At 34.7% G+C, this 22,990-nt stretch carries 25 protein-coding genes; 8 read left to right on the top strand and 17 right to left on the bottom strand.

Annotation, left to right across the window (positions count from 1 at the left end; translation table 11 throughout):
- The first annotated feature begins 83 nt into the window (after positions 1–83).
- The 5 genes from coaE (at position 84) to STERM_RS01055 (ending at position 4,513) form a co-directional block, all read left to right on the top strand.
- On the top strand, positions 84–683 hold the full coding sequence (gene coaE, locus STERM_RS01075; protein WP_012859696.1) for a dephospho-CoA kinase: 600 nt from the start codon (positions 84–86) through the stop codon (positions 681–683).
- Positions 680–1,468: an LCP family protein gene (locus tag STERM_RS01070; protein ID WP_012859695.1), complete on the top strand. Its 789-nt coding sequence runs from the start codon at positions 680–682 to the stop codon at positions 1,466–1,468. The genes coaE and STERM_RS01070 overlap by 4 nt, the downstream gene beginning before the upstream one ends.
- Positions 1,469–1,492: 24 nt before the next feature.
- Positions 1,493–1,774 (top strand): GNAT family N-acetyltransferase, encoded by a 282-nt coding sequence (locus STERM_RS01065; RefSeq protein ID WP_012859694.1) that lies wholly within the window; start codon positions 1,493–1,495, stop codon positions 1,772–1,774.
- A gap of 237 nt (positions 1,775–2,011) precedes the next feature.
- On the top strand, positions 2,012–2,863 hold the full coding sequence (locus tag STERM_RS01060; RefSeq protein WP_012859693.1) for an endonuclease/exonuclease/phosphatase family protein: 852 nt from the start codon (positions 2,012–2,014) through the stop codon (positions 2,861–2,863).
- Positions 2,864–3,211: 348 nt separating this feature from the next.
- Positions 3,212–4,513 carry an MFS transporter gene (locus STERM_RS01055; protein WP_012859692.1) on the top strand — a complete coding sequence of 434 codons (1,302 nt, stop codon included), beginning with the start codon at positions 3,212–3,214 and terminating at the stop codon, positions 4,511–4,513.
- A 166-nt stretch (positions 4,514–4,679) separates the two neighbouring features.
- Here the strand turns inward: STERM_RS01055 and STERM_RS20960 are convergent, their stop codons facing one another.
- Positions 4,680–5,141, bottom strand: coding sequence for an META domain-containing protein (locus STERM_RS20960; RefSeq protein ID WP_012859691.1), 462 nt, complete (start codon positions 5,139–5,141; stop codon positions 4,680–4,682).
- A 220-nt stretch (positions 5,142–5,361) separates the two neighbouring features.
- Between STERM_RS20960 and STERM_RS01045 the strand changes: the two genes are divergently transcribed.
- A complete protein-coding gene (locus STERM_RS01045; RefSeq protein ID WP_012859690.1) occupies positions 5,362–5,901 on the top strand; it encodes a hypothetical protein in 540 nt (179 codons plus the stop codon).
- A 294-nt stretch (positions 5,902–6,195) separates the two neighbouring features.
- On the opposite strand, the gene STERM_RS01040 is transcribed toward STERM_RS01045, so the two are convergent.
- From STERM_RS01040 to STERM_RS00965, 16 genes are all read right to left on the bottom strand, one after another.
- The gene (locus STERM_RS01040) at positions 6,196–7,224 is read right to left on the bottom strand and encodes a hypothetical protein (RefSeq protein WP_012859689.1); all 1,029 of its coding nucleotides are present in this window, start codon (positions 7,222–7,224) and stop codon (positions 6,196–6,198) included.
- 85 nt (positions 7,225–7,309) lie between these two features.
- Positions 7,310–7,714: an ATP synthase F1 subunit epsilon gene (gene atpC, locus STERM_RS01035; protein ID WP_012859688.1), complete on the bottom strand. Its 405-nt coding sequence runs from the start codon at positions 7,712–7,714 to the stop codon at positions 7,310–7,312.
- Positions 7,715–7,716: 2 nt separating this feature from the next.
- Positions 7,717–9,114, bottom strand: coding sequence for a F0F1 ATP synthase subunit beta (atpD, locus tag STERM_RS01030; RefSeq protein WP_012859687.1), 1,398 nt, complete (start codon positions 9,112–9,114; stop codon positions 7,717–7,719).
- An 18-nt stretch (positions 9,115–9,132) separates the two neighbouring features.
- Positions 9,133–9,993 (bottom strand): ATP synthase F1 subunit gamma, encoded by an 861-nt coding sequence (atpG, locus tag STERM_RS01025; protein WP_012859686.1) that lies wholly within the window; start codon positions 9,991–9,993, stop codon positions 9,133–9,135.
- A gap of 13 nt (positions 9,994–10,006) precedes the next feature.
- Complete coding sequence (gene atpA / locus STERM_RS01020) at positions 10,007–11,512, bottom strand: F0F1 ATP synthase subunit alpha (RefSeq protein WP_012859685.1); 1,506 nt, start codon at positions 11,510–11,512, stop codon at positions 10,007–10,009.
- Between the two features lie 16 nt (positions 11,513–11,528).
- Entirely contained in the window at positions 11,529–12,056 is a 528-nt protein-coding gene (gene atpH, locus STERM_RS01015; protein WP_012859684.1) for an ATP synthase F1 subunit delta, read from the bottom strand.
- Between the two features lie 5 nt (positions 12,057–12,061).
- A complete protein-coding gene (atpF, locus tag STERM_RS01010) occupies positions 12,062–12,556 on the bottom strand; it encodes a F0F1 ATP synthase subunit B (RefSeq protein WP_012859683.1) in 495 nt (164 codons plus the stop codon).
- Positions 12,557–12,586: 30 nt separating this feature from the next.
- Positions 12,587–12,823: an ATP synthase F0 subunit C gene (gene atpE, locus STERM_RS01005; protein ID WP_012859682.1), complete on the bottom strand. Its 237-nt coding sequence runs from the start codon at positions 12,821–12,823 to the stop codon at positions 12,587–12,589.
- A 154-nt stretch (positions 12,824–12,977) separates the two neighbouring features.
- Positions 12,978–13,883: a F0F1 ATP synthase subunit A gene (gene atpB, locus STERM_RS01000; RefSeq protein ID WP_012859681.1), complete on the bottom strand. Its 906-nt coding sequence runs from the start codon at positions 13,881–13,883 to the stop codon at positions 12,978–12,980.
- Positions 13,880–14,287, bottom strand: coding sequence for an ATP synthase subunit I (locus tag STERM_RS00995; RefSeq protein WP_012859680.1), 408 nt, complete (start codon positions 14,285–14,287; stop codon positions 13,880–13,882). The genes atpB and STERM_RS00995 overlap by 4 nt, the downstream gene beginning before the upstream one ends.
- Positions 14,288–14,452: 165 nt before the next feature.
- Complete coding sequence (locus tag STERM_RS00990; RefSeq protein ID WP_012859679.1) at positions 14,453–14,695, bottom strand: AtpZ/AtpI family protein; 243 nt, start codon at positions 14,693–14,695, stop codon at positions 14,453–14,455.
- A 21-nt stretch (positions 14,696–14,716) separates the two neighbouring features.
- Positions 14,717–15,418, bottom strand: a complete 702-nt coding sequence (locus STERM_RS00985) for a class I SAM-dependent DNA methyltransferase (RefSeq protein ID WP_012859678.1) — start codon at positions 15,416–15,418, stop codon at positions 14,717–14,719.
- A gap of 32 nt (positions 15,419–15,450) precedes the next feature.
- Positions 15,451–15,636 (bottom strand): DUF4926 domain-containing protein, encoded by a 186-nt coding sequence (locus STERM_RS00980; RefSeq protein ID WP_012859677.1) that lies wholly within the window; start codon positions 15,634–15,636, stop codon positions 15,451–15,453.
- 249 nt (positions 15,637–15,885) lie between these two features.
- Positions 15,886–16,743: a hypothetical protein gene (locus STERM_RS00975; protein ID WP_012859676.1), complete on the bottom strand. Its 858-nt coding sequence runs from the start codon at positions 16,741–16,743 to the stop codon at positions 15,886–15,888.
- A gap of 33 nt (positions 16,744–16,776) precedes the next feature.
- Positions 16,777–18,138, bottom strand: a complete 1,362-nt coding sequence (glmM, locus tag STERM_RS00970) for a phosphoglucosamine mutase (protein WP_012859675.1) — start codon at positions 18,136–18,138, stop codon at positions 16,777–16,779.
- A gap of 154 nt (positions 18,139–18,292) precedes the next feature.
- Positions 18,293–18,733, bottom strand: a complete 441-nt coding sequence (locus STERM_RS00965; protein WP_012859674.1) for a hypothetical protein — start codon at positions 18,731–18,733, stop codon at positions 18,293–18,295.
- A 374-nt stretch (positions 18,734–19,107) separates the two neighbouring features.
- Between STERM_RS00965 and ytvI the strand changes: the two genes are divergently transcribed.
- Positions 19,108–20,259: a sporulation integral membrane protein YtvI gene (ytvI, locus tag STERM_RS00960; RefSeq protein ID WP_012859673.1), complete on the top strand. Its 1,152-nt coding sequence runs from the start codon at positions 19,108–19,110 to the stop codon at positions 20,257–20,259.
- A 20-nt stretch (positions 20,260–20,279) separates the two neighbouring features.
- Complete coding sequence (locus STERM_RS00955) at positions 20,280–22,976, top strand: calcium-translocating P-type ATPase, SERCA-type (protein ID WP_012859672.1); 2,697 nt, start codon at positions 20,280–20,282, stop codon at positions 22,974–22,976.
- Positions 22,977–22,990: the final 14 nt, after the last annotated feature.

Raw genomic sequence — 22,990 nt, 5'->3', positions numbered from 1 at the left:
TGTCAGCAAATCTTTCTCTTTTTTATATTGCATTAAACATGAAAAAATTATAAAATGTAGGTACTCTGAGAAAGGAGCACGATATGGTCTTAGGAATAACCGGAGGTATTGCTACAGGTAAGACAGCCGTAAGTAATATACTCCAGGAAATGGGCTTTGATATTATAGACATGGATATTATTTCCAGAGAAGTGATAAAACTCCCGGAAATCATAGAAATGCTGACCAAAGAATTTGGTACTGATATTCTGAACAATGGCGGTATAGACAGAAAAAAATTACGCAATGCGGTATTTGACAGCAGGGAAAAAGTAGATAGGCTTGACAGCATTATGCACCCCGCCATAATCAAAATATCAAAGGAAAAAATCAAAGAATTGAAGGATATGAAGAAAAAGCTTATTGTAGTGGTAATTCCTCTGTTATTTGAGGTAAATCTGGAATATCTCGCGGATAAGATTCTGCTTGTTGCTGCCAGCAGGGAAAAACAGACAGAACGTATTATAAAGCGGGATAACACAAACAGAACTGATGCTGAAAACATAATAAACTCCCAGATGTCCCTTGATGAGAAAAGAAAAAAAAGCGATTATATTATCGAAAATAACGGAAATTTATCGGAGTTAAGAAGAAAAGTTTTGGAATTTTTAAATAATCTAAATTATACAGGAGAAAACATATGAAAAAATTTATAATTTCTATCATTTTAGCTTTAGTAGTTTTATGGTTTCTAAAACCTTTCAATATAGTTATACTCGGAAGTGATGCACGTCCGTGGCAGCCTCTGAAAGGATCGCGTTCTGATTCTATTATGCTTATTAACGTTAATCCGCTTCTTGCTAAAATAAAAATAGTTTCTATCCCGAGAGATTCATATACACCGATAGACTGTGAGAAAAACGGAAAAACAGACAAAATTACACATGCACTTGCTTTCGGAGGTTCTGCATGTAGTGTAAGAGCACTTGAGAACATGCTTAACACAAAGATTCAGTATCATGTACTGCTTAGATTCGAGGATGTTATTAATATAACTACTCTTGTAGGCGGGGTTGATATAATATCAAACCATACTTTTACACAGGACGGACAGAGTTTTGTAAAAGGAAAAGCATACAATATCGAAGGAGAGCGTGCTTTAGCATATGCAAGACACAGAAAAACAGACAGTGATTATAAAAGAGGCGACAGACAAAAACAAATTTTCTCAGGATTACAGGCAAAAGTAATTTCCCCTTCAGGTTTCTCAAAAATACCCAGTATTTTGGCCTATTGTAAAGAACACATGGAAATACGCTTTAACCCGCTCAGATTTATATCAATGCTTCCTGCCATAGCAATTCACGGAAGCAATTATGAAACATTCGAGCTGGAAGGTGACGGAAAAATGATGAAAGGTGTATGGTATTTTATACCTGATCAGAATTCCCTGAAAAAAATAAAAAAAGAATTTAAAGTATGGATATAAAAAACAGAAAGGCGGAGAGTTTATATGACTAGAATAAAACATCTTGAAAATAAGGGCTTTTTCATATTTGACGATGATGAAAAGGAGACTCTGGCTGAATTGACATATAAGAAAAACGGAGATATTTTAATTTTTGACCACACTTATGTTTCAGACAAGCTCAGAAATCAGGGAATTGCCGGAAAGCTGCTAAATACAGCAGTTATTTATGCAAGAGAAAATAAATTTAAGATCAAGCCGGTATGCTCATATGTAGTTAAAAAATTTGAGTCCCCTGAATTTGATGACGTAAATATCGATAAGTAAGATAAATGAAGGCGGAATTTTCTCCGCCTTTTTATATTACACTATCCAAACAGAAGATTATCAGATTCTAAGACATATGCTGTACAATTCTTTCACTCTGTGCTAGAATACTTATAAATTAAGCTTTCTTTTCAAGAACATACTGTCATATCTGCTATTATAAATATTTTTAGCTTTCTTATTACTTTTGATACTATAATTTTAAGTATATAAAATAAAATATCAGGAGGTATTTATATGAAAAAATTATTTATTTCATTAATTTTAATTTTATCATGTTTTATTTATGGAGAAGAAAAAGTATTATACAACAAAGTTATAACAAATTCCAATCCGAAAATCAGAGTCGCAACATATAATATTGCTGCAGGAGCCAATAATTTTAAAGTAGATTTAAAGCTGACCGCCGAAACCATCAAGAAAATCAATCCCGATATTATTGCTATTCAGGAAGTGGACAGAAATACTGAAAGAAGCGGTAGAACTGATCAAATCAAGGTTCTTTCGGAATTAACAGGGTATAATTATGTATATGGCAAAACTATTGATTTTCAGGGCGGAGAATACGGAATAGCCGTATTATCAAAGCATCCCATTGTAAGCAATGAAATTATCAAGCTTCCGTATACTAATACTGATACCAAGAAAGAAGAAGAACCAAGAATTGCTTTGGTAACTAAAGTAGATGTACCGGGATTTGAAGTGCCTGTAACCTTTATAAATACTCACTTAGACTGGCATGAAGACCCTAATATCAGATTACAGCAGGTAAGAACTATTAATGAGGTTACTCTTGATATGAGAGGAATAAAGATACTTGCCGGTGATTTTAATGATACGCTGAATTCAGTAATCGGCAGAGAAATGGAAAGATACTGGACTACAGTATTTGATGGAAAAACTGATCACAGAACATGGCCTGCTGTTAATCCTGAAGTAGCTATTGATCAGATCTTTCTAAATAATGCACAGGTCTGGAAAGTAGAAAAAGTATATGTACCTAATACAGGAACTGAAAAAGATACAGACTGGAAAACGGTCAGTGACCATATACCGGTTATTGTTGATTTAAAATTACTGGAACAGTAAAATCAAAAATATTATAAAAGGCTGCTTGAGAAAAATAAACTTTTCTGCAATACAGCCTTTTGCTGACTATTTCCATATAAAATCAGCAATATCATATTTGAAGATTCATAAATTAGTAAAAGGTTGATTTCATATTCATTCTATAGTAAGATTAGTTGTAAATCGTTTTATTTGTTGCAAATGCTGCGATTAACAAAAATATTAAAGGAGATAAATAATGAAACTCTGTATTGATAAAGCTCCGTGCAAGGTCTAAACCGGACGAAACTGCATGGAGTGAAATTTATTCGTCCCTTGGATTTTGCACTTTAAAATAATTTTTTCAAATTCTATTAAAGGAGCAAAACCATGATAAAAAATATTAAGACAACTATTTTAGAACTTCATTCATTCATTATTTTATGGATTACACAAGCACTATCTTCACTTGGCAGTGCAATGACCAATTTCGCAGTGGTAATCTGGTCATATCAACAGCAAGGCTCTGCATTGACTACTGCACTTTTAGCAATCTGCTCTTATGCACCTTATGTTTTATTAAGCATTTTTGCCGGAGCTCTTAGTGACAGATGGAACAAAAAAATAACAATGCTGGTCAGTGACAGTTTTGCGGCACTTTGCAGTATTTTGCTGCTCATTCTGTTAATGACTGATAATCTGCAAATCTGGCATCTTTACCTGATTAATACATTGAACGGACTAATGAATACAGTCCAGCAACCTGCATCAGATGTAGCTGTAAGTTTATTAACACCAAAAAAACATTATCAGAAGGTCAGCGGTATGAGATCCTTTTCTAACTCGCTGGTTACTATATTAACACCTGTAGCGGCTACAGCTTTACTTTCTTTTACAAGTATTAAGGTTGTAATTTTAGCAGACTTAATTACATTTTCACTGGCATTCGTATCATTGCTGTTTTTTATAAAAATCCCTAAAGTAAAGAAACACAGTATTATAAAAAAAGAAACTGTATGGCAGTCTGCCAAAAGCGGTCTGTATTATCTCAAAAATAACCGCGGAATTCTTAATCTAATTCTTTTTTTAGCCGTAATAAACTTTACTGCCTCCATCTTTAATGCAGCATTACCGGCTATGATACTATCTCGTGCCAATGGCGGGGAAATGGCGCTTGGTATTGTTAACGCATGTACCGGGATTGCAACAATGAGCGGCAGTATTTTAGTTACTGTCTTACCATCGCCGAAAAGCAGAGTTCGGGTAATATGTAATTCCCTGCTTTTTTCAATGAGTACGGAAAATTTTATTCTTGCTTTTGGAAACAGCACGCTTATATGGAGTATAGGTGCCTTTCTCGGCTGGATATTTATCCCTTTTATGAGTGCAAATATGGATGTCCTTTTTCGTATGAAAATTCCGATTGAAATGCAGGGACGTGTTTACTCCGCAAGGAATACACTCCAATTTTTTACAATTCCTCTTGGATATCTATGCGGCGGATTTTTAGTTGATTATGTATTCGAGCCGTTTATGTCGGCACAAGCAGAAGGAAATCTCTGGGTTTCTTTATTCGGGGCAGAAAAAGGCTCCGGAGCTGCAATGTTGTTTTTTATAATTGGTGTTTTCGGTATGCTATCTTGCCTGCCCTTTCGTGCAGATAAACATATTTGGAGCTTAGAAAAAAACTGATATTTTTCATCGCTAATCATACAGAAATTGTATTAAAATAAAAATATTGAAATATAAATAAAGCAGTTTGAAAAAAACTGTGAAAGATTTAAAGAACCTGAGGCTCAGGTTCTTTTTGCATAAAAAAATCAACCGCCGAAACGATTGATTTTTTATATATATTTTTTTATTTTACTTTAGTAAAAGTCAGTGTATCTGCTCCTGCTTTTAATACCAGAGTATTATTATCCTTGAATTCGAAACCTGTTACATTGCCAAGCGCTGACAGATATTTAGATTCTTTTTCCATCAAATCCTGAGGCCCCATCATTCTTGTACTTCCCATTCCGCTTAACGTAATATTCTTGCCATTTAGTGTATAAGTCCCGAAATATCTGTTTACTCCTGCACTTCCGCTTATTTTATCAGCTGTTATATCAAGAGTTATTACTCCTACCTCTTGTCCGTTCATCATTTTTGGCGTTATTTTTTCACCCGAAATTGCTGTAAGCTTCCATGATGTATCAGCTATGTCTTTTTGTTTAACAGTAGTTCCTGTTCCTGTAGCGCCATTATTCTGTAATGTTGTAGTATTACTGCAGCTGAACAGAAAAAAAACAGAAATTGCAGCCAAAAAAAACTTTTTCATTTTAACATCTCCTCTTATCTATCAATTAGTATAGCCATTCTACCAAACATTACTTTGAAATTCCTTTATATTTCCATATTTTTTATGGTAAAATAACCTATTTTACTTTATATGCTTACTTTTAACAGTTGAATATGCTAAACTTACTATATTAATAACATGAAAATCGCTTGGTATACAGGCTGCAAAAACTGTATATTATACTTGGGAGGTATATAAAATGGGACTTTTTTTAGATTTAGGAATTCTTAAGAACTGCGATAAAATTAAAGCAAAAAAAATTTTAGATGCTTGGGCAAAAGACAGAACAAGTGATATTTCACCTGATGAATGTCAGCTGGATGAACAAAACGGGGATACAGTGATATTATTAAATGCAGACAGTAATTTTGAAGGGAATGCTCAATTCTTTAAGTATGCCTCTTCCAAAACAAACGATGCAGTAATGTCATTATACATATATGACGGTGACTATTGGGGATACAATCTGTTTGATAACGGTCAGGAGATTGATAAATTTAATCCGCTGCCTGATTATTTTGATGATATTGATGAAAGTGAAATTGAAGCATATAAAGGGAACAGTGATATTGTTGCCCAATATTTCAATATAAACAAAGACAGTATAGAAAATTATTTAATTTTTTGGACAGATGAACTAATGGATGAGGGTACGGCTTATGAAAATGATGAATTTGGATATGAAGACTGGCAGCTAGTTGATTTTATGGAAAAATTGGGCTATAAATATTTTGAATAATAAAATTGATAATACTATCACTTAGCCGCTTAGTTCCCAATATATTTTAAATATAAATAAAAAAACAGGAATTTTCATCCCTGTATATTTTAATTTCGATAATTTAGGATTATGTAGATTCTTAAATCCCTCGTACATCTTGAAATAAATTCCTGTATACATAAATTTAATTATTCTTCTTTGTAACAATGCACAAATATGAAAGAGTATACTAAATTCAGTATATTTATTTAATATTCCTCTTTTTATAATAATAGAGAAATCTGTTTTATCTCAGCAATATCATGCTTCTTTTTATTTTTTCCTGATTTTTTTGAGATACTCCGCTGAAATTTTTTCAAAAATATCCACTCTGCTGTCTTTCGGCATATCAAAAGAATCAGCGGCATACACAGCAGGATTTATCTCTATTTTTTCTTTCCCTAAATTTTTCAAGGCGTCAACAATATCCTTTACTGTATCTGCAGGATTATTATTTTCCCCGCAGACAATATTTCTGATTCTGTCAACACATTTTCTGTGATCAATCTCTGGAAAAATATGCTCATTTTCTATTAATACAGCATGTTTTTGATAATCATCATAAAAATATTGAATTTCCCAGCCATCCCATAAATTTTCCAGATTATCATAATAATCAGCATTTGTTGTATCAGATTCCCAGAAAAATGATGTTTTGCTTGTCATATCAATATGCATTCCATAGCTTGGAAAAGTATAGTCTTTATGTCTTTCTTCCTCAAAAACTTTAGATCTGTCTCCTAATTTATTCACATATTCAATAATTTTCTCATTATCACAGAAAATCAGGCGATTATCATATGAGTAAAGCGGAAAAACTTTTCTGATATTATTTTTGTCAGTAATACTAAACACCCCGGTAATATAAAAGCCTCCGCTGTCACTGTCAAAAGAATTTATTATCTCACACTCTTCTCTTTTCGATTTGTCCATCAGACTTTTCCAATCATATCCTGCATATCTGGCCAGATCAGTAATTCCGTGGTAAGCCCACTTTATTTCATAACCTTTCCACATTTCTGCTAAAAGTTCCAGATAAACCCTTCTTAAGGGTATCTCATATATAATATCTTCTCCTCCGAAAAATAATAATTTCTTCTTATCCAGATCCACCAGTACGGCGCCTTCACACCATACATCATTCAGCCAGTATCCCTTTTCAGGATCATGTTTTCTTATAAATGAAACAGCTTCCTCCGGTCCCCAAAAAAGATAAGAGTCCAGAGTGTTTGCACACCAATGATCGTAATAAATCTCATACTTTTCATTCTCTGCTATTATTAAAACCGCCCTCTGTCCCAAAAGCAAAACCTCCTCTTGATATATTCCACGATCTTCCCCCAAAAAGCAAAAATATCTATAAAATCAAATTTTATAGATACTTTATTTATCTGCTTCCTATTTTTATTTTCATAAGGTTTTCCTGAATCTTCTTATTAGCTCTGGCTATATCTTCTTCCTCTTTCAGCTTAGATAATTTCGATTCTTCGACTTCCTTTTCCCTTTGTGCTCTTTCTATATCAATCTGACTTGATTCTATTATTTCATCACCAAGGATAAGAACCCTCTCTTTATTGACTTCCATAAAGCCGCCGTCAATATAGTAACGAACTTCCTCGCCTTTTTCCTGCTTTACTATCATTTCACCATAGCTCAGTTCAGTAACCAAAGGCATATGATCAGCCATTATTCCTATATCTCCGTTTACAGTTCTTAGTTTTAAAAATTCGGCAGTCGTAGAAAAAGTCACTCCCGATGGTGTTATAGCTTCTATATTAAAAGACTTTGCCATAATTACTCACCTGCCACTTCTCTTGCCTTAGCCTCTGCTTCCTCAATACTTCCTACGAATAAAAATGCCTGTTCCGGTAAACTATCATGTTTTCCTTCCAGTATTTCCTTAAATCCTCTGATTGTTTCCTTCAAAGGTACGTATTTTCCTTCCAGACCTGTAAATTGTTCTGCTACATGGAACGGCTGCGAGAAAAATCTCTGTATTTTTCTTGCTCTGTTTACTGTTAATTTATCTTCATCAGATAATTCATCCATCCCTAAGATAGCAATTATATCTTGTAATTCTTTATATCTTTGAAGTAATCTCTGTACTTCCCTTGCAGTATTATAGTGCTCTACTCCTACTATTTCCGGCTCAAGAATTCTTGAAGTCGACTCAAGAGGATCTACCGCAGGATAGATTCCAAGTGATGAAATACTTCTTGATAATACTGTAGTAGCATCCAAATGCGAGAATGTAGTAGCCGGTGCCGGATCTGTAAAGTCATCCGCCGGTACGTATACCGCCTGAACTGATGTTATTGATCCTTTTTTAGTAGAAGTTATTCTCTCCTGAAGTGTACCCATTTCAGTTGCAAGGTTCGGCTGATATCCAACCGCAGAAGGCATTCTTCCCAATAACGCCGAAACTTCTGATCCTGCCTGTGTAAATCTGAATATATTATCTATAAACAATAATACGTCCTGACCTTCACGGTCTCTGAAATATTCTGCCATTGTAAGTGCTGTAAGACCTACTCTCAGTCTTGCACCCGGCGGTTCGTTCATTTGTCCGTATATCAAAGCTGTTTTATCTATAACACCGCTTTCCTTCATTTCATTATAAAGGTCTCTTCCTTCTCTGGTTCTTTCCCCGACCCCGGCAAATACCGAAAGTCCTCCGTGACCCTTTGCTATATTATTAATCAGTTCCTGAATTAATACTGTTTTACCTACTCCGGCTCCTCCGAATAGACCTATTTTTCCACCCTTTAGATAAGGAGCAAGCAGATCTACTACTTTTATTCCTGTTTCCAAAATTTCTGTTCCTGTTCCCTGTTCTTCGAAACTTGGAGCTTCTCTGTGAATAGAATGGTATTCCTCAGTTTTTACCGCCGGTCCTTTATCCACTACTTCACCAAGAACATTAAATATTCTTCCCAGTGTTTCTCTTCCTACCGGTACTTTTATAGGATTCCCTGTATCTATTACTTCCAGTCCTCTTTTTAATCCGTCTGTTCCGTCCATGGCAACTGCTCTTACAACATTGTTTCCCAAATGCTGCTGAACTTCTGCAACCAGCTGTCTTCCGTCTTCAAATTTTATAATTAACGCATTGTATATTGCAGGAAGTTTCTCCTCAAATCTTGCATCAATTACCGGTCCTATTATCTGTAATAAAGTTCCTTTATTTTCCACGCCTTGCCCTCCTATCTACTATTTTAAGGCATTTGATCCGCCAATTATTTCAGTAAGCTCCTGTGTAATAATCGACTGTCTCACTCTGTTATAATCTAATGTCAATTCGTCCAGTATATCCTTGGCATTATCACTTGCACTCTGCATTGCCGTCATTCTCGCTGAATGTTCACTTGCTGTATTTTCCAGTAATGACTGGTATATTTTTATATTTAAGCTTTTAGGAAGTAAACTTCTTAAAACATCTTCTATTGAAGGTTCAAATATGTATTCCTTATTAGTCTTTGCTTCTCTTCTTTCTAAAGGAAGCAGTCTTTCCACCTTTAATTCGTACTGTATGGCAGAGATGAATTTGGAATAAATAATATGTACTTCGTCATATATATCGCTCAAATAGAATTCCGCTATATTTTCACTTATTCCTTTTGCTTTTTCAAACATAGTCTCGGGAATCAGCTGTATATACTCTGCATCTACATTTATTCCTCTTCTTTTACAATAGTCTCTTGACTTTCTCCCCACAGCTATCACGGAAACTTTTACCCCTTTTTCCCCGTAGCTTGCCACTAACTTTTCCAGTTCTTTAAAGGTATTGCTGTTAAAACTTCCGCAGAGTCCTCTGTCTGAAGTCATCATTATTACACCTATTCTTTTTACTTCTCTTTTTCCGTCAAAAAGGACATGATGTACAGACTTCAGGCTGCCAGCCACATTTCCCAGAGTTTCTTCTATTGCTTCTGAATATTTTCTTGTGCTTAGTGTCAAAGTCTGAAATTTCTTAAACTTTGTAGAAGATACTACATTCATTGCATTTGTAATCTGGCTGGTACTCTTTATGCTCTCTATTCTACCTTTTATTTCTTTCATATTTGCTGACATAAAAAACACCTACTTACTGTTCAAAGTTATCTTTAAAATTTTTGATGAAATCTGCCAGTTCCTTTTTCAGCCCGTCATCAAGAGCTTTCTTTTCTTTAATTCTTACTAATATGTCTGTATTATTTCTCATACTCTTTAATAATTCTTTTTCAAAAGTCGTAACATTCTCTTTTTCTACTGCATCAAGGTATCCTCCTGTAACCGCAAAGAATGAAACTACCTGTTCTTCTACAGGGTATGGATCATACTGAGGCTGCTTAAGAACCTCCATGATTTTTGCCCCTCTGTTTAGCTGGTCTCTTGTTGCTTTATCCAGATCAGATCCGAACTGTGCAAAAGCCAGTAATTCAGTATATTGTGCAAGCTCCAGTTTTACCTGTGACGCTACCTGTTTCATAGCTTTTATCTGTGCGGAACCTCCAACCCTTGATACTGATATCCCTGCATTTATCGCAGGTCTGAAACCAGCATTAAATAAGTCTGATTCAAGGAAAATTTGTCCGTCTGTTATTGATATAATATTTGTAGGTATATATGCAGATACGTCTCCTGCCTGAGTTTCTACTATCGGAAGAGCCGTAATCGAACCCGCTCCCAGTTCATCACTCAGTTTAGCCGCTCTCTCAAGAAGTCTTGAGTGAAGATAGAATATATCTCCGGGATAAGCTTCCCTTCCCGGCGGTCTTTTTAATAACAGCGACATCTCTCTGTATGCTACGGCATGCTTTGATAAATCATCATATACTATCAGAACGTGTTTTCCCTGCTCCATAAAGTATTCCGCCATTGATACTCCTGCATAAGGTGCAAGGTACTGAAGCGAAGCTGATTCTGATGCTGTTGCAGCAACTATTGTTGTATATTCCATAGCACCGCTGTCTATAAGCTTTTGATGTAATCCTGCTACTGTTGATCTTTTTTGTCCTATTGCTACATATATACAATAAACGTCATTTCCCTTTTGGTTAACAATGGCATCTACAGCAACTGCAGTTTTACCTGTCTGTCTGTCACCTATTATTAATTCTCTCTGTCCTTTACCTATCGGTATCATTCCATCTATTGCCTTTATTCCTGTCTGCAGCGGTTCTGTAACCGGCTGTCTATCTATTATTCCATAAGCTTTTCTTTCAAGTTCCATAAATCTCGAGGCTTCTATCGGTCCTTTACCGTCGATAGGATTCCCTAAAGGATCTACTACTCTTCCGAGCATAGCTTCTCCTGCAGGAACCTGAGTAATTTTCCCGGTTGATCTTACTGTATCTCCTTCTTTTATAAGTGAAAAATCACCAAGGAGAACAGCTCCCACGTTGTTTTCTTCTAAGTTAAGAACCATTCCCATTACATTATTGGGGAATTCAAGGAGTTCTCCCTGCATGGCATTCTGAAGTCCATATACTCTTGCTATACCATCTCCTACTTCTACCACTGTTCCTACACTTGCTATATCTAATGATGTTTTGTAATTTTCTATTTCTGTTTTTATGATCTTGCTAACCTCTTCTGGCCTAATTTTCAAAGAAAGCACCTCCATTCTAGAAAGTATTTTTTATATTTTCTATTTGACGTTTTATTGAGCCATCAATTATTTGATCTCCCATTTTCACTATTCCACCGCCAATAATATCCTTGTTTACTTCTATTTTCAAAATTATTTTTTTTCCCACTTTTTTTTCTAATTTACTTTTAAGCAGGTCAAACTGTTCTTCACTTAATTCTTTGCTGAAAATACCAGTGACCTCTACTTCGTTATTTTCCAGATAATAAAGCTTTAGATATTCGGAAACAATATATCTTATTATCTCTATTCTGTCTTTATCCACAAGATAATCAATTATGTTCATTGTAATATCATCTGCGTCTGTAAAAATTTTACCCAGAAAATCTTTCTTTTCACTATTCTCTATCAGCGGATGCAACATGAAATTTCTAAATTCCGAATCGTTTATATATAGTTCCATAAGAGAATTCAGCATATCATATATTTCTTTTACTTTATCTTTTTCTTTAGCAACCCCATATACTGCTTCAGCATATCGTTTTGCTATATCTGCCTCATACATAATAGTTACTCTCCTACTTCTTCAATAAAATTATTTATTATCTTATCTCCGTCTTTATCTATGTTTTCTTTAAGTATCTTTTCAGCCAGCGTAACTGCCAGACTGGAAACCTCTTTCTGCAGTTCCTTAGATGCATTCTGTTTCATTTTTTCTATATCTATTTCAGCTGTTGTAAGCATTTTTTCTCTGCTCTGATTAGCTTCTTTTATTATTCTTTCTTTTCGCTCATCTGCTGATATTTCAGCTCTGATAAGTATTTCATTAGCTCTTTTTTTTGCTTCTCTTTTTAATTCACTAGCTTCAGCAGTTGCTTTTCTGGCATTGGTTCTTTCTTCCTCTGCTTCTAACAATTTACTGGTAACTATTTTCTTTCTCTCATCCAAAATCGGTCCTATTTTTTTTCCAAATAACCTCCAGAATACATAAACTAAGATCAGAAAGTTTATAATTTGAAGAAGCATCGAAAGATCTAATGTGATTAAATTTGATCCGTTTTCCATATAGAGTCACCTCGAACTTTCTGAATTTTTTTATCCTTTCATGAATATTAAAAGGAACGCTATAACTAATGAATAAATTCCTGTTGATTCGGCGATCGCACACCCTATAAATAAAACCTGTAATATATCCTGTTTAGCTTCCGGCTGTCTTGATACTGCTTCAACTGCCTTCCCTGTTGCAAATCCTTGCCCTACTCCAGCTCCGATTCCACCTATCATTGCTACTCCTGCACCTAATAAAGCTGCTGCCTGCATTAAATCTGCCATTTTAATTACCTCCTGTAATATTTTCATTTTCATATTTGTTTTTTATATTTATTTTGAATAACTATAAACCAGAATTTTTTCTGTAAAAAAGATTTTATAATTCCAAACAACCCCTGTAAATGTCCTGTAACTTAAAATCTGTATCTGTTTAAAATTAATGTGCTGCCGCCACAAGCGGAACTTCCTCTTCGTCATCCTTATCACTCAGTGTTTCGGATATATAAACCGAAGACAGTACCACGAATACAAAACTCTGTATTGTTCCCGTGAAAAGATCAAAGTAAAGATGTAAAAACGCCACCCAGCCGGGGGCAAATGCAAACAAGTGACCGGCCACGTTTATTGTTAATCCGTAAAGCAGTCCCATTATTATTATTCCAGCAAACATGTTACCAAAAAGCCGCATAGACGTATTAATCGGTTTTGCAATCTCTCCGATAATATTAATTACCAGAAGCACCGGTGTCGGTGATGCAAGACCTTTCAGATATCCTGTTACTCCCTCTGTTTTTATTGCACAGGACAGGAATATCACTACTACCAGTAACGCCAGTCCCACTGTTGTATTCATATCAGCAGTCGGGCTTCTCAAAAACGGCGATATACTGTATCCTCCGCCAGGAAGCTTTTCAACAAGCGGTATAAACGGAAGAAAAAACGAAATCAGATTACATAAAAATATAAATGAAAACAATGCTGTGATAAAGGACACAAATGTCTTCTTATATTTACCGAAGTTAGCAAGAAACATATTTTCAATAAATGAATACAGCATTTCCAAAACTACCTGAAACCTGCCAGGATTTTCCACGCTTAAATTCCTTGTTCCTATTGCCAGTACAGTAATCAGAATCGCCATTACAATCCATGTTGTTACTATCGTCTGGTTTATGTTGAATACCAGTCCGCCGATTGTCAGTGACCAGAATACTTTAGGTCCCTCTATAAGCGGAGGTGTTACATACCTTATCGGCAGTATATACTGTAAACCCCATAGTATAAGGTTTATCACCAGCATAGCTGCTAATAAAATTCCTACTACTCTCATCATTTTTTTCATACCGTATCGTCTCCTATTTTCTTACTTTTAAACATCACACTAAGATACAGTGATATTTTAAAGTTCAGCAGTCCTAGACCGCAAAACAGCATATTCAGCTCCAGTTTCCCGAATTTATACTTCTGTGTTATATAACCTACTATGAATAACACTATCCCATAAATAACAAACCTTCGAAAAAACTGGGAGTATACTTTTGTTTTAATTTTGTCAGGGAAATACATTATTCTCTGACAGTCTCTGTATAAAGATATTATGTTGAAAACTGACACCAGACAGCCTAAAAAACAGGCGAAATACAGTGCCTTTATCTGCAGGATTACTCCTGCAAGTAAAACTATTACTGTAATAACTATTGCTATTTTCAGCATTTTTATTATATCTTTACTAAAATATTCTAACATTAATTGACTCCCAATTCAAGGTTTTATTTTCCGCCGGATGCTTATAAAATTTGAGTTCTACAGGCCTGTGCTTCTACTTTTGTTTTGAGCTTTGGAAAATAAAAACTATTTATTTTGCTGTCGATGTACATTAGTATATACCCTATTGACCAACAAGTCAAGGGTTTATTTTCCAATTTCTTTAACAAGTTTATAAAAACTATAGTACCCTGATATTAATCCAAGACCTATCATAATTATAAATACCACCGGCTGTCGTCCGAATTTTTTTTCTATTACAAAATAGTACAGACAGCCCATTAATACCATGGGGGTACACAGTGTATAAATCATATTCATTCCCACAGACATATATTTCAATGTTCTCTGTCTTTCTTTATGTTTTTTTGCTTTTTCATTATCTTTCATTTTAAATTCCCCGTAATCAAATTATTTTTTTAATATAAAGAAAAATCTGTTTTCTCCGAATTCCTCGTCATTTCTTATATCCACTATGTCAAATCCGGTTTCAAGAGCTTTATTTGCAATTTCCTCAAGATCAAATATAGTTTTTACATGTACTTCTTCATAATTTCTGAACAGGTTCTCTTTTTCCCTGATAAATAGTTTTATGTTTATAATATAGTTTTCTCCTTCTTTATCATAACGCCATATGGTAAGGTAATTTTCTTTTTCATCCAGAAATACCCCGTTTTCAAACATTTCATCAAATATTTCTTCCGTTACTACATCGAATATCAAAATTCCGTCTTCTGTCAGATTTTCATATGAGCAGTCCAGAAAATCCTCAAGATCGCTGAATTTATCAAAATAGTTCACTGTATCAAAATTACAGACAATATACTCTGCCGGTTTTTCAGTCCTGAATTTTCTGATGTCCCCCTGATATAATTCAATATCAGACGATTCTTTTGTTTTGTCTCTGGCAATTTCCAGCATGACCTCAGAGATATCCACTCCGATGCAGGTAAAGCCGTCTTTCAAAAATTTCACCAGAAACTCACCAGTCCCGCAGCCCAGATCAAGAACTGTTCCCGGATTTTTTATATATTTTCTGAGATACATATACCAGTTTTCATAATCAACGCTCTCCATAAAAACGTCATAAATATTTGCAAATTCTCTATGCAATTTACACCTCTCAAATAATTATTGCTTTAATTCTAAATTTTTTCCAAAACTTCTTCGCTTAATGTTTCCAATACTTTCACTATTCCTTCTTCATCAAGGAATTCCACCTCAAAATATCCGTCACCGTGTGATAAAAGTATTGTTCCTGTGTCATTCTTTTTCAGCATTGTTACTTCATTGTCCTCACCGGTATACCTTACCTTGTTTCCAGTCTCCATATTTTTACTCCTGTATTATTTTTTTGAATATGCAGCATGTTTGTTTCAGGTTACAAAGGTAACGGGATAATGCCGCCATACAGTTATGATAGCACCAATAGTCTATATTTTCAAGATAAAATTAAATTATTTCAGGTGTTTGTTTTGTGAAATTTTCCTTATCTGTACACTGTATATTTAATAACAAAAAAAGGAGTTATTCATAAAGTAAAGTATTTATAAAACTCCTTTTTTATTATATGATAATTTTTATTTCTCCGTCTTTTTCTCCGGTGTATTTACCGCAGGTTCAGAAGCCGAAGCACTTCTTTCTTTCAGAAATTCATAATTAATGTCACTCTTGGAATTAATAATCAAAATCGACTTTAATTCTCCGTTCTTTTCCACAGGATAAAATATTGTCATGTTTCCGCCGGATTTTACTTCAAAGCTTTTTCTGTCCTTTAACATTTTATCAAATTTTTCTTTTACACTTTTATCAGGTATATAAGGTCTTTCCAGTGCTTCTGAAATTTTTCTTTCATCTCTTGAGTCATAATCCCAAGGTGTAACCTGATAAAATACTTTATTCCCGTCTCTGATTTTAGGTATAAGCAGAGTCAGTGAATTTTCTTTCATAGTCAGCAGCAGCAGGTCTCTTGAAAAATAAAGATCTCTCATCTGGGCATCCTCATCTATCTGTGTTACAATTTTTGCTGTTATCGCAGAACTGCCTATATCTGTAGCCTGCTGCTTGAGTACTTCAAGATTTTTCTTTTCTACCTGAATCTTTACTATGGACTGTACTCCGAGAACTAATACAATAAGTATCCCCGAAGCCATAAATATTTTTTTGTAGTCCACTCTTCTGTATTCCGGTTCGCCGTATCCCGAATACGCAGCTATAGCATTGGAAATTATATTTAAGCTTATCACTACATGCAGAAAACCTAATACTACCAATATTCCCAGAATTATGCCAAAAATTGTCCAAAGCTCGTTATTCATAACAGTCAGATTAAATACATTCCCCAATAAACCTATGATAAATAAAACCACTGCAAGCCATAAAAACAAAAGAATTATTCTTAAAACCCCTGATTGTAATCCTCTTAGCCTACTACTCATATTTCCTCCCTAAATCAAAAATCTTTTATTTTTTTATAATAACAGTTCTTTTACTTTACCTACAAGTGCTTCAATATAAGTATCCACAGTTTCCTGTGTTTCTCCTTCTACCATTACCCTTATTAAAGGCTCTGTTCCGGAAGCTCTCACAAGTATTCTTCCTTTTCCTTCGATCTCTTTTTCTTTTTGCTTTATAAAATCTATAAGCTCTTTATTTTCAGTCCATGTCTGTTTTTTTTCTTTAGAAACTACAGTATTTACAAGCTTTTGAGGCCATAACTTAATATCCTCCACAAGCTCGCTGAGTTTCTTCCCGCTTTCTTTTATTGCAGCTACGAGCTGTATTGAAGAAAGAACTCCGTCACCTGTAGTATTATAATCAAGCATAATTATATGCCCTGACTGCTCACCGCCCAGATTCAGACCGTGTTCCTTCATTTTTTCAAGGACATATCTGTCTCCTACATTGGCTCTTATAAGTCCGATACCGTTTTTATCAAGGTTCTTCTCGAATCCCATATTGCTCTGCACCGTTGTTACTATTTTATTAGAGTTTAGTATACCTTTGTTCTGAAAGTTTTTCGCAATAACAGATATTATTAAGTCTCCGTCAACTATATTTCCTTTGTCATCCACAGCGATTAATCTGTCCGCATCCCCGTCATAAGCAAGTCCAAGATCGGCATTATATACCTTTACCACTTCCTGAAGCAATTCCGGATGTGTAGACCCGCAGTTTACATTTATATTTTTTCCGTTAGGTATATTGTTTATAACAGTAACATCAGCTTTTAATCTGTGAAAAATTTTCGGTGCAACTCTGTATGCAGCTCCGTTTGCAGTATCTACTACTATTTTCATTCCCCTAAAATCTGTTTTTAGCGTTGATGTAAGGAAATTAAGATATTCTCTCATATCATCTTCCACATATTTGAATCTTCCCAGATCATCGCCGGAAACCTGATGCTTTAACATTTCTTCCCTGTTTTCCATATATCCTTCTATCTCTTCTTCTACCTCGTCAGGAAGTTTATAGCCGTTTTTACTGAAAATCTTTATCCCGTTATCTTTTACCGGATTATGTGAAGCTGAAATCATTATTCCCGCATCTGCTCCAAGATGTCTTGTAAGGTATGAAACACCCGGTGTAGGCAGTACTCCCACAAAATCAATATGAATCCCCATTGATGTCAATCCCGAAGCCAGGGCAGACCTGATCATATATCCTGATATTCTTGTATCTGTTCCTAATATAATTTTTGGTTTTGTTGTCTTATTATTATTTTTCTTCAAATAATACCCTAAAGCTAATCCAAGATTCGTAACCAGATCTATAGTAAGATCCTTATTCGCTTCTCCTCTCATTCCATCTGTTCCAAAGTATTTTCTAGCCATATTCCCTCCAAATTCATAATATATCTCTACAGGTTATAATAACACCATTAAAGCATATTTTCAAGCGTAAAATTAGTATTATTTTATATTTTGAAATACAGGCTTCTGTATAACCTGCTTCCTGTAATTTCAATGTTTCTCCGGTAAATCTTTTTTATCCGTTGCTTTCATCCTCCAGCCAGCTCACAAATGACAGAAAAATATTCAGTTCTGTAATCTGCTGAAGATATCTCAGATCAATAAATCTCCCGCTTTTTTTATGCTTAAAAAATTCTGCATCCCACATCTCTGTTTTTACAAAGCCCTCTTTAGGGTCATATTTAAAAGCTTCATATTTTTCTATATTTTCCCTGAAATATTTTAACTTTGCAAAGCAAAACTGATACTTCCTGAATAAAATTTCCATTATCCCGTTATTTTTCAAAAATTTATGACTGAAATATATTCTTTCAGGTGTATTATTTTTATCAGTATACCATCTCAAATCCCCTGTACTGAAAAGCTTATACTTCTCCATAAATTTTATTTTCTCCGAAGTCAGTTCACTTTTAAGAAGTCTGTCCCTTTCTTCACGGGAAAGTTTTTTGTAATCCATTTTTCCCCTCTCTTTTATATTCTTAAACCTTTGTTCTATTTTAACATAAACATAAATTTTTATACAGAAAAACAATGCAATTATTTTTTATCCGTTGTAAAAACTGTAAAATAAAAAAATTCCTGTATTTCTGCTTTCAAAAAAATTTATTCCCTGTAAAATTTAAACAGAATATTCCATGACCCTAAAGCTGTTATTCAGTTGACTTTATGCGAAATAAATGGTATTATCAGTCATAAAACAAAAGGGAATTCTATGCACTTTTTGTGTCAATATGCCTTTTCTGGCAGGCCCTTAATTAATAGCTTTGTGTATAGGCCAGATACTATACACATTTTTTTTACAAAATTCCATCAAAAAGGAGTAATAAATATATGTATAATTATTATAAAAGTGCATTATTTAAAAAAGCATTATTTTTCGGACGGATACTGCTGGTTTTTTTGCTGATATTTATAGCATTCAAAATTGCCGTATTTCTGTCCCCCTTTGTACTTGCTGTTTTATTTTCAATGATAGTTACCAAAATAGCAAAATTTTTAAATTCCAAAGTAAAACTACCAAAAAAAATAAGTACGGCAATCGCTCTCATGATTGTATTTGCCACTGTAGTCGGTCTTATATCCCTGATTGTTACAAAACTGATTCTGGAGATATACAGCCTTTCATTTAATATTAGTACCTATGCTCAGGAAATAAGGCTTTGGATAGATAATTTCATGAATTTTATGAACAGGGGAACTATAATTCTGGACAGAATACCAGAACAGATATTAAACCAGCTAAAAGGCTCGGTAAGCGATATTATTTCCATGGCAACATCAAAAATAAGTGTTATTCTTAATAATATCCTGTCATTTATTACTTCACTGCCTAATGTAGTGATATACTTTTTTGTCACTGTTATAGCTACTGTTTTTATGAGTCTTGATAAGCAGAACATAATCCTGTTTGTGGAAAAACAATTGCCTGCTTCATGGCTGAATAAAATATATACCCTGAAAAATGATCTTCTGTCTGTGGTAGGCGGTTATCTGAAAGCTCAGGCTATGCTTATTACTATTTGCTTTTTTGAATTGCTTATAGGACTGAATCTTTTTCATTTCATGGGTCTGAATGTACAATATCCCCTTACATTTGCCATTATTATATGTGCAATAGATGCACTTCCTATTCTTGGTGCCGGAGCATTCATGATTCCGTGGATAGTAGTTTCACTGATTGTAAAGGATTTTAAAATGGCTGTTGCCTTACTCATTTTATATGTAATTGTTACTGCGGTAAGACAGCTGCTGGAACCGAAATTATACAGCCAGAATATAGGAGTTCATCCTCTGATAACTCTGTTATCGATGTATACAGGATTAAAACTTGCAGGATTTATCGGTATCATAATGGGACCTGCTGTTGTTATTATATTGAAAAACGTGTTTCATGAAGAACTGGAAAGAGGTTTTTTCAAAGGTATGTTTGGTAAAAAAGAAAAAATTGATACTGAAACTGAAAATAATAATACAAATACATAATATAGAAAGGAATATAAAACATGGAAAAAAAGAACTGGTACAATCTTTCTGTGGAAGATACGGTAAATCTTCTTGATACAAATCTTACAGACGGGCTTACAGAAGCCCAGGCTGCCGAAAGAGTAGAAACATACGGATATAATGAGCTGAAGCAGGGGAAGAAAAAAACTTTTCTTCAAAAATTTCTGGCTCAGTTTAAAGATACGATGATTATTATTCTGATACTTGCCGCAGTTATATCAGGAGTTGTAGGAATTCTTGAAAGCAAGGAACCTGTGATATCTGTTTTGGATTTTCTGGAAAAAATAAGTGATTCCTTCATTATATTATTAATAGTTATAGTTAACGCCGTTATTGGCGTCCTTCAGGAAAATAAAGCCGAAAAATCTCTGGAAGCGTTAAAAAAACTAAGCTCCCCTGTTTCCAAAGTACTCAGGGACGGACAGATTCTCATGCTTCCCGGTAAAGAGCTTGTTCCCGGAGATATAGTAATACTGGATACCGGTGATTATATTCCTGCCGATCTGAGACTTTTTGAAGCTGCCAATTTGAAAATAGAAGAAGCTTCATTAACAGGTGAATCAGTTCCTGTAGAAAAAATAACCTCTGTCATAGAGGAAACTGATATTCCCCTTGGTGACAGAGACAATCTGGCTTTTTCGGCCAGTCTTGTTTCTTACGGACGCGGAAAAGGCATAGTAGCAGAAACAGGAATGAATACAGAAGTAGGAAAAATTGCAGCAATACTGGATTCTACAGAAGTTACGCAGACTCCCCTGCAGAAAAGACTCGATAAGCTGGGGAAAATGCTTGGAATTGCTGCTATAGTAATTTGTGTTCTCATGTTTATAATAGGAAGCAGTTATGGAAAAGAACCTATGCACCTGTTTCTTTCTGCAGTGAGTCTCGCTGTTGCTGCAATCCCTGAAGGACTTCCGGCTATAGCCACTATAGTTCTGGCTATCGGTGTTCAGAGAATGGTTACCAAACATGCCATCGTAAAGAGACTCCCTTGTGTGGAGACACTTGGAAGTACTACTGTAGTGTGTTCTGATAAAACAGGTACTCTTACACAAAATAAAATGACTGTTGAAAAAATATATTTTAATAATAATACTGTTGATGTAGAAAATATCAGTTCACTTACTAATGAGCTGAAACTCCTTATTACTTCGATCGTCCTATGCAATGACTCCAAGATTATTATTGAGGAAGAAAAAACAAAAATTACCGGTGACCCCACAGAAACTGCACTGGTAGATCTGGGATTAAAATTTGAGCTTGATAAAGACGAGCTTGAAAGTACTGAAATAAGAGTTGATGAAATTCCTTTTGATTCTGAAAGAAAACTTATGTCTACAGTTAATAAAGATTCAAAAACCAATACAATAAAAGTTTATACCAAAGGTGCCGTTGACGAGCTTCTGAAAAGATGTAACAGAATCCTTATAAATAACGAAGTCAGAGAATTGACAGAAAAGGATACTGCCGAAATCCTGAAAGCCAATACCAGTATGGCTGAAAATGCTCTCCGAGTACTGGGAACAGCATATAAAGATACAAACAGCGAATCTGCAGATAATGCCGAAACTGAACTTATATACGTCGGTATGGTAGGAATGATAGATCCTCCAAGACCGGAAGTAAAATCAGCAATTGAAAAATGTAAAACTGCCGGCATAAAAACCGTTATGATAACAGGCGACCATAAAATAACTGCTTCTGCCATTGCTACTGCTCTCGGTATTTTGGAAAATGACGATGAAGCAATTACAGGTGCTGATGTGGAAAAAATGACAGATCAGGAACTCGAAAACAGAGTAAAGCATATTTCCGTATATGCCAGAGTTTCCCCTGAACACAAAGTAAGAATAGTCAAAGCCTGGCAAAAACACGGCGACATAGTTGCAATGACAGGAGATGGTGTTAATGATGCTCCTGCACTTAAAACTGCTGATATAGGTGCTGCCATGGGAATAGTCGGGACTGATGTATCTAAAGAAGCCGCTGACATTATTCTTACAGACGATAACTTTGCTACTATTATTTCTGCTGTAGAAGAAGGAAGAAGAATCTATGATAATATTCTAAAAGCTATCCAATTCCTTATTTCCAGCAATATAGGGGAAATTATTGTATTATTCTTTGCTACTTTGGTAAACTGGGTAGAGCCGTTAATTCCTATTCATATTTTATGGGTTAATCTTATCACGGACAGTCTCCCAGCACTTGCACTGAGCTTTGATCCTGCTGAGGAAAATATTATGAAAAGATCTCCTGTCCCTGCTAATACTGGTATCTTTACCAAAGGTATGATATACAGAATAGGCTATCAGGGTGCCATGATCGGTATTCTTACACTTATAGCCTACAGAATAGGAATACATGAGGATCCTTCTAATACCATCCTTGGTCAGACTATGGCATTTGCAGTTCTGAGTCTTTCTCAGCTTGTACATGTATTTAATATAAGATCAAAAACAAATTCTATATTTAAATCAGGAATATTTAATAATATGTATCTTGTTTATGCGGTATTATGTTCATTTATACTTATGATTGCAGTATTATTCATTCCTTTTTTACAGGATATATTCAATGTTGTCACTCTATCGGGAAGAGACATTATGATAGTTGTAGTTCTGTCAATCATGCCTGTATTGATTGTAGAAATATTAAAGCTCTTCAAAATAAATTCATTTAAAGATGAAAATTAAAACAGGGGGACTTT

This window comes from Sebaldella termitidis ATCC 33386, from assembly GCF_000024405.1.
GTDB classification, from domain to species: Bacteria; Fusobacteriota; Fusobacteriia; order Fusobacteriales; family Leptotrichiaceae; genus Sebaldella; species Sebaldella termitidis.
This window is presented reverse-complemented; position numbering and strand designations above follow the sequence as displayed.

Excerpts from the sequence above, each read along its gene's own strand:
- atpH (WP_012859684.1), bottom strand. The coding sequence starts at position 12,056 with ATGTATGAGGCAGATATAGCAAAACGATATGCTGAAGCAGTATATGGG.
- atpC (WP_012859688.1), bottom strand. The coding sequence starts at position 7,714 with ATGGCAAAGTCTTTTAATATAGAAGCTATAACACCATCGGGAGTGACT.
- STERM_RS00980 (WP_012859677.1), bottom strand. The coding sequence starts at position 15,636 with ATGGAGACTGGAAACAAGGTAAGGTATACCGGTGAGGACAATGAAGTA.
- glmM (WP_012859675.1), bottom strand. The coding sequence starts at position 18,138 with ATGGCTAGAAAATACTTTGGAACAGATGGAATGAGAGGAGAAGCGAAT.
- STERM_RS01070 (WP_012859695.1), top strand. The coding sequence starts at position 680 with ATGAAAAAATTTATAATTTCTATCATTTTAGCTTTAGTAGTTTTATGG.
- ytvI (WP_012859673.1), top strand. The coding sequence starts at position 19,108 with ATGTATAATTATTATAAAAGTGCATTATTTAAAAAAGCATTATTTTTC.
- STERM_RS01045 (WP_012859690.1), top strand. The coding sequence starts at position 5,362 with ATGGGACTTTTTTTAGATTTAGGAATTCTTAAGAACTGCGATAAAATT.
- atpF (WP_012859683.1), bottom strand. The coding sequence starts at position 12,556 with ATGGAAAACGGATCAAATTTAATCACATTAGATCTTTCGATGCTTCTT.
- STERM_RS00990 (WP_012859679.1), bottom strand. The coding sequence starts at position 14,695 with ATGAAAGATAATGAAAAAGCAAAAAAACATAAAGAAAGACAGAGAACA.
- coaE (WP_012859696.1), top strand. The coding sequence starts at position 84 with ATGGTCTTAGGAATAACCGGAGGTATTGCTACAGGTAAGACAGCCGTA.
- atpB (WP_012859681.1), bottom strand. The coding sequence starts at position 13,883 with ATGAAAAAAATGATGAGAGTAGTAGGAATTTTATTAGCAGCTATGCTG.
- STERM_RS00995 (WP_012859680.1), bottom strand. The coding sequence starts at position 14,287 with ATGTTAGAATATTTTAGTAAAGATATAATAAAAATGCTGAAAATAGCA.
- STERM_RS00975 (WP_012859676.1), bottom strand. The coding sequence starts at position 16,743 with ATGAGTAGTAGGCTAAGAGGATTACAATCAGGGGTTTTAAGAATAATT.
- STERM_RS00955 (WP_012859672.1), top strand. The coding sequence starts at position 20,280 with ATGGAAAAAAAGAACTGGTACAATCTTTCTGTGGAAGATACGGTAAAT.
- atpE (WP_012859682.1), bottom strand. The coding sequence starts at position 12,823 with ATGGCAGATTTAATGCAGGCAGCAGCTTTATTAGGTGCAGGAGTAGCA.
- STERM_RS01065 (WP_012859694.1), top strand. The coding sequence starts at position 1,493 with ATGACTAGAATAAAACATCTTGAAAATAAGGGCTTTTTCATATTTGAC.
- STERM_RS00965 (WP_012859674.1), bottom strand. The coding sequence starts at position 18,733 with ATGGATTACAAAAAACTTTCCCGTGAAGAAAGGGACAGACTTCTTAAA.
- STERM_RS01055 (WP_012859692.1), top strand. The coding sequence starts at position 3,212 with ATGATAAAAAATATTAAGACAACTATTTTAGAACTTCATTCATTCATT.
- atpG (WP_012859686.1), bottom strand. The coding sequence starts at position 9,993 with ATGTCAGCAAATATGAAAGAAATAAAAGGTAGAATAGAGAGCATAAAG.
- STERM_RS01060 (WP_012859693.1), top strand. The coding sequence starts at position 2,012 with ATGAAAAAATTATTTATTTCATTAATTTTAATTTTATCATGTTTTATT.
- STERM_RS20960 (WP_012859691.1), bottom strand. The coding sequence starts at position 5,141 with ATGAAAAAGTTTTTTTTGGCTGCAATTTCTGTTTTTTTTCTGTTCAGC.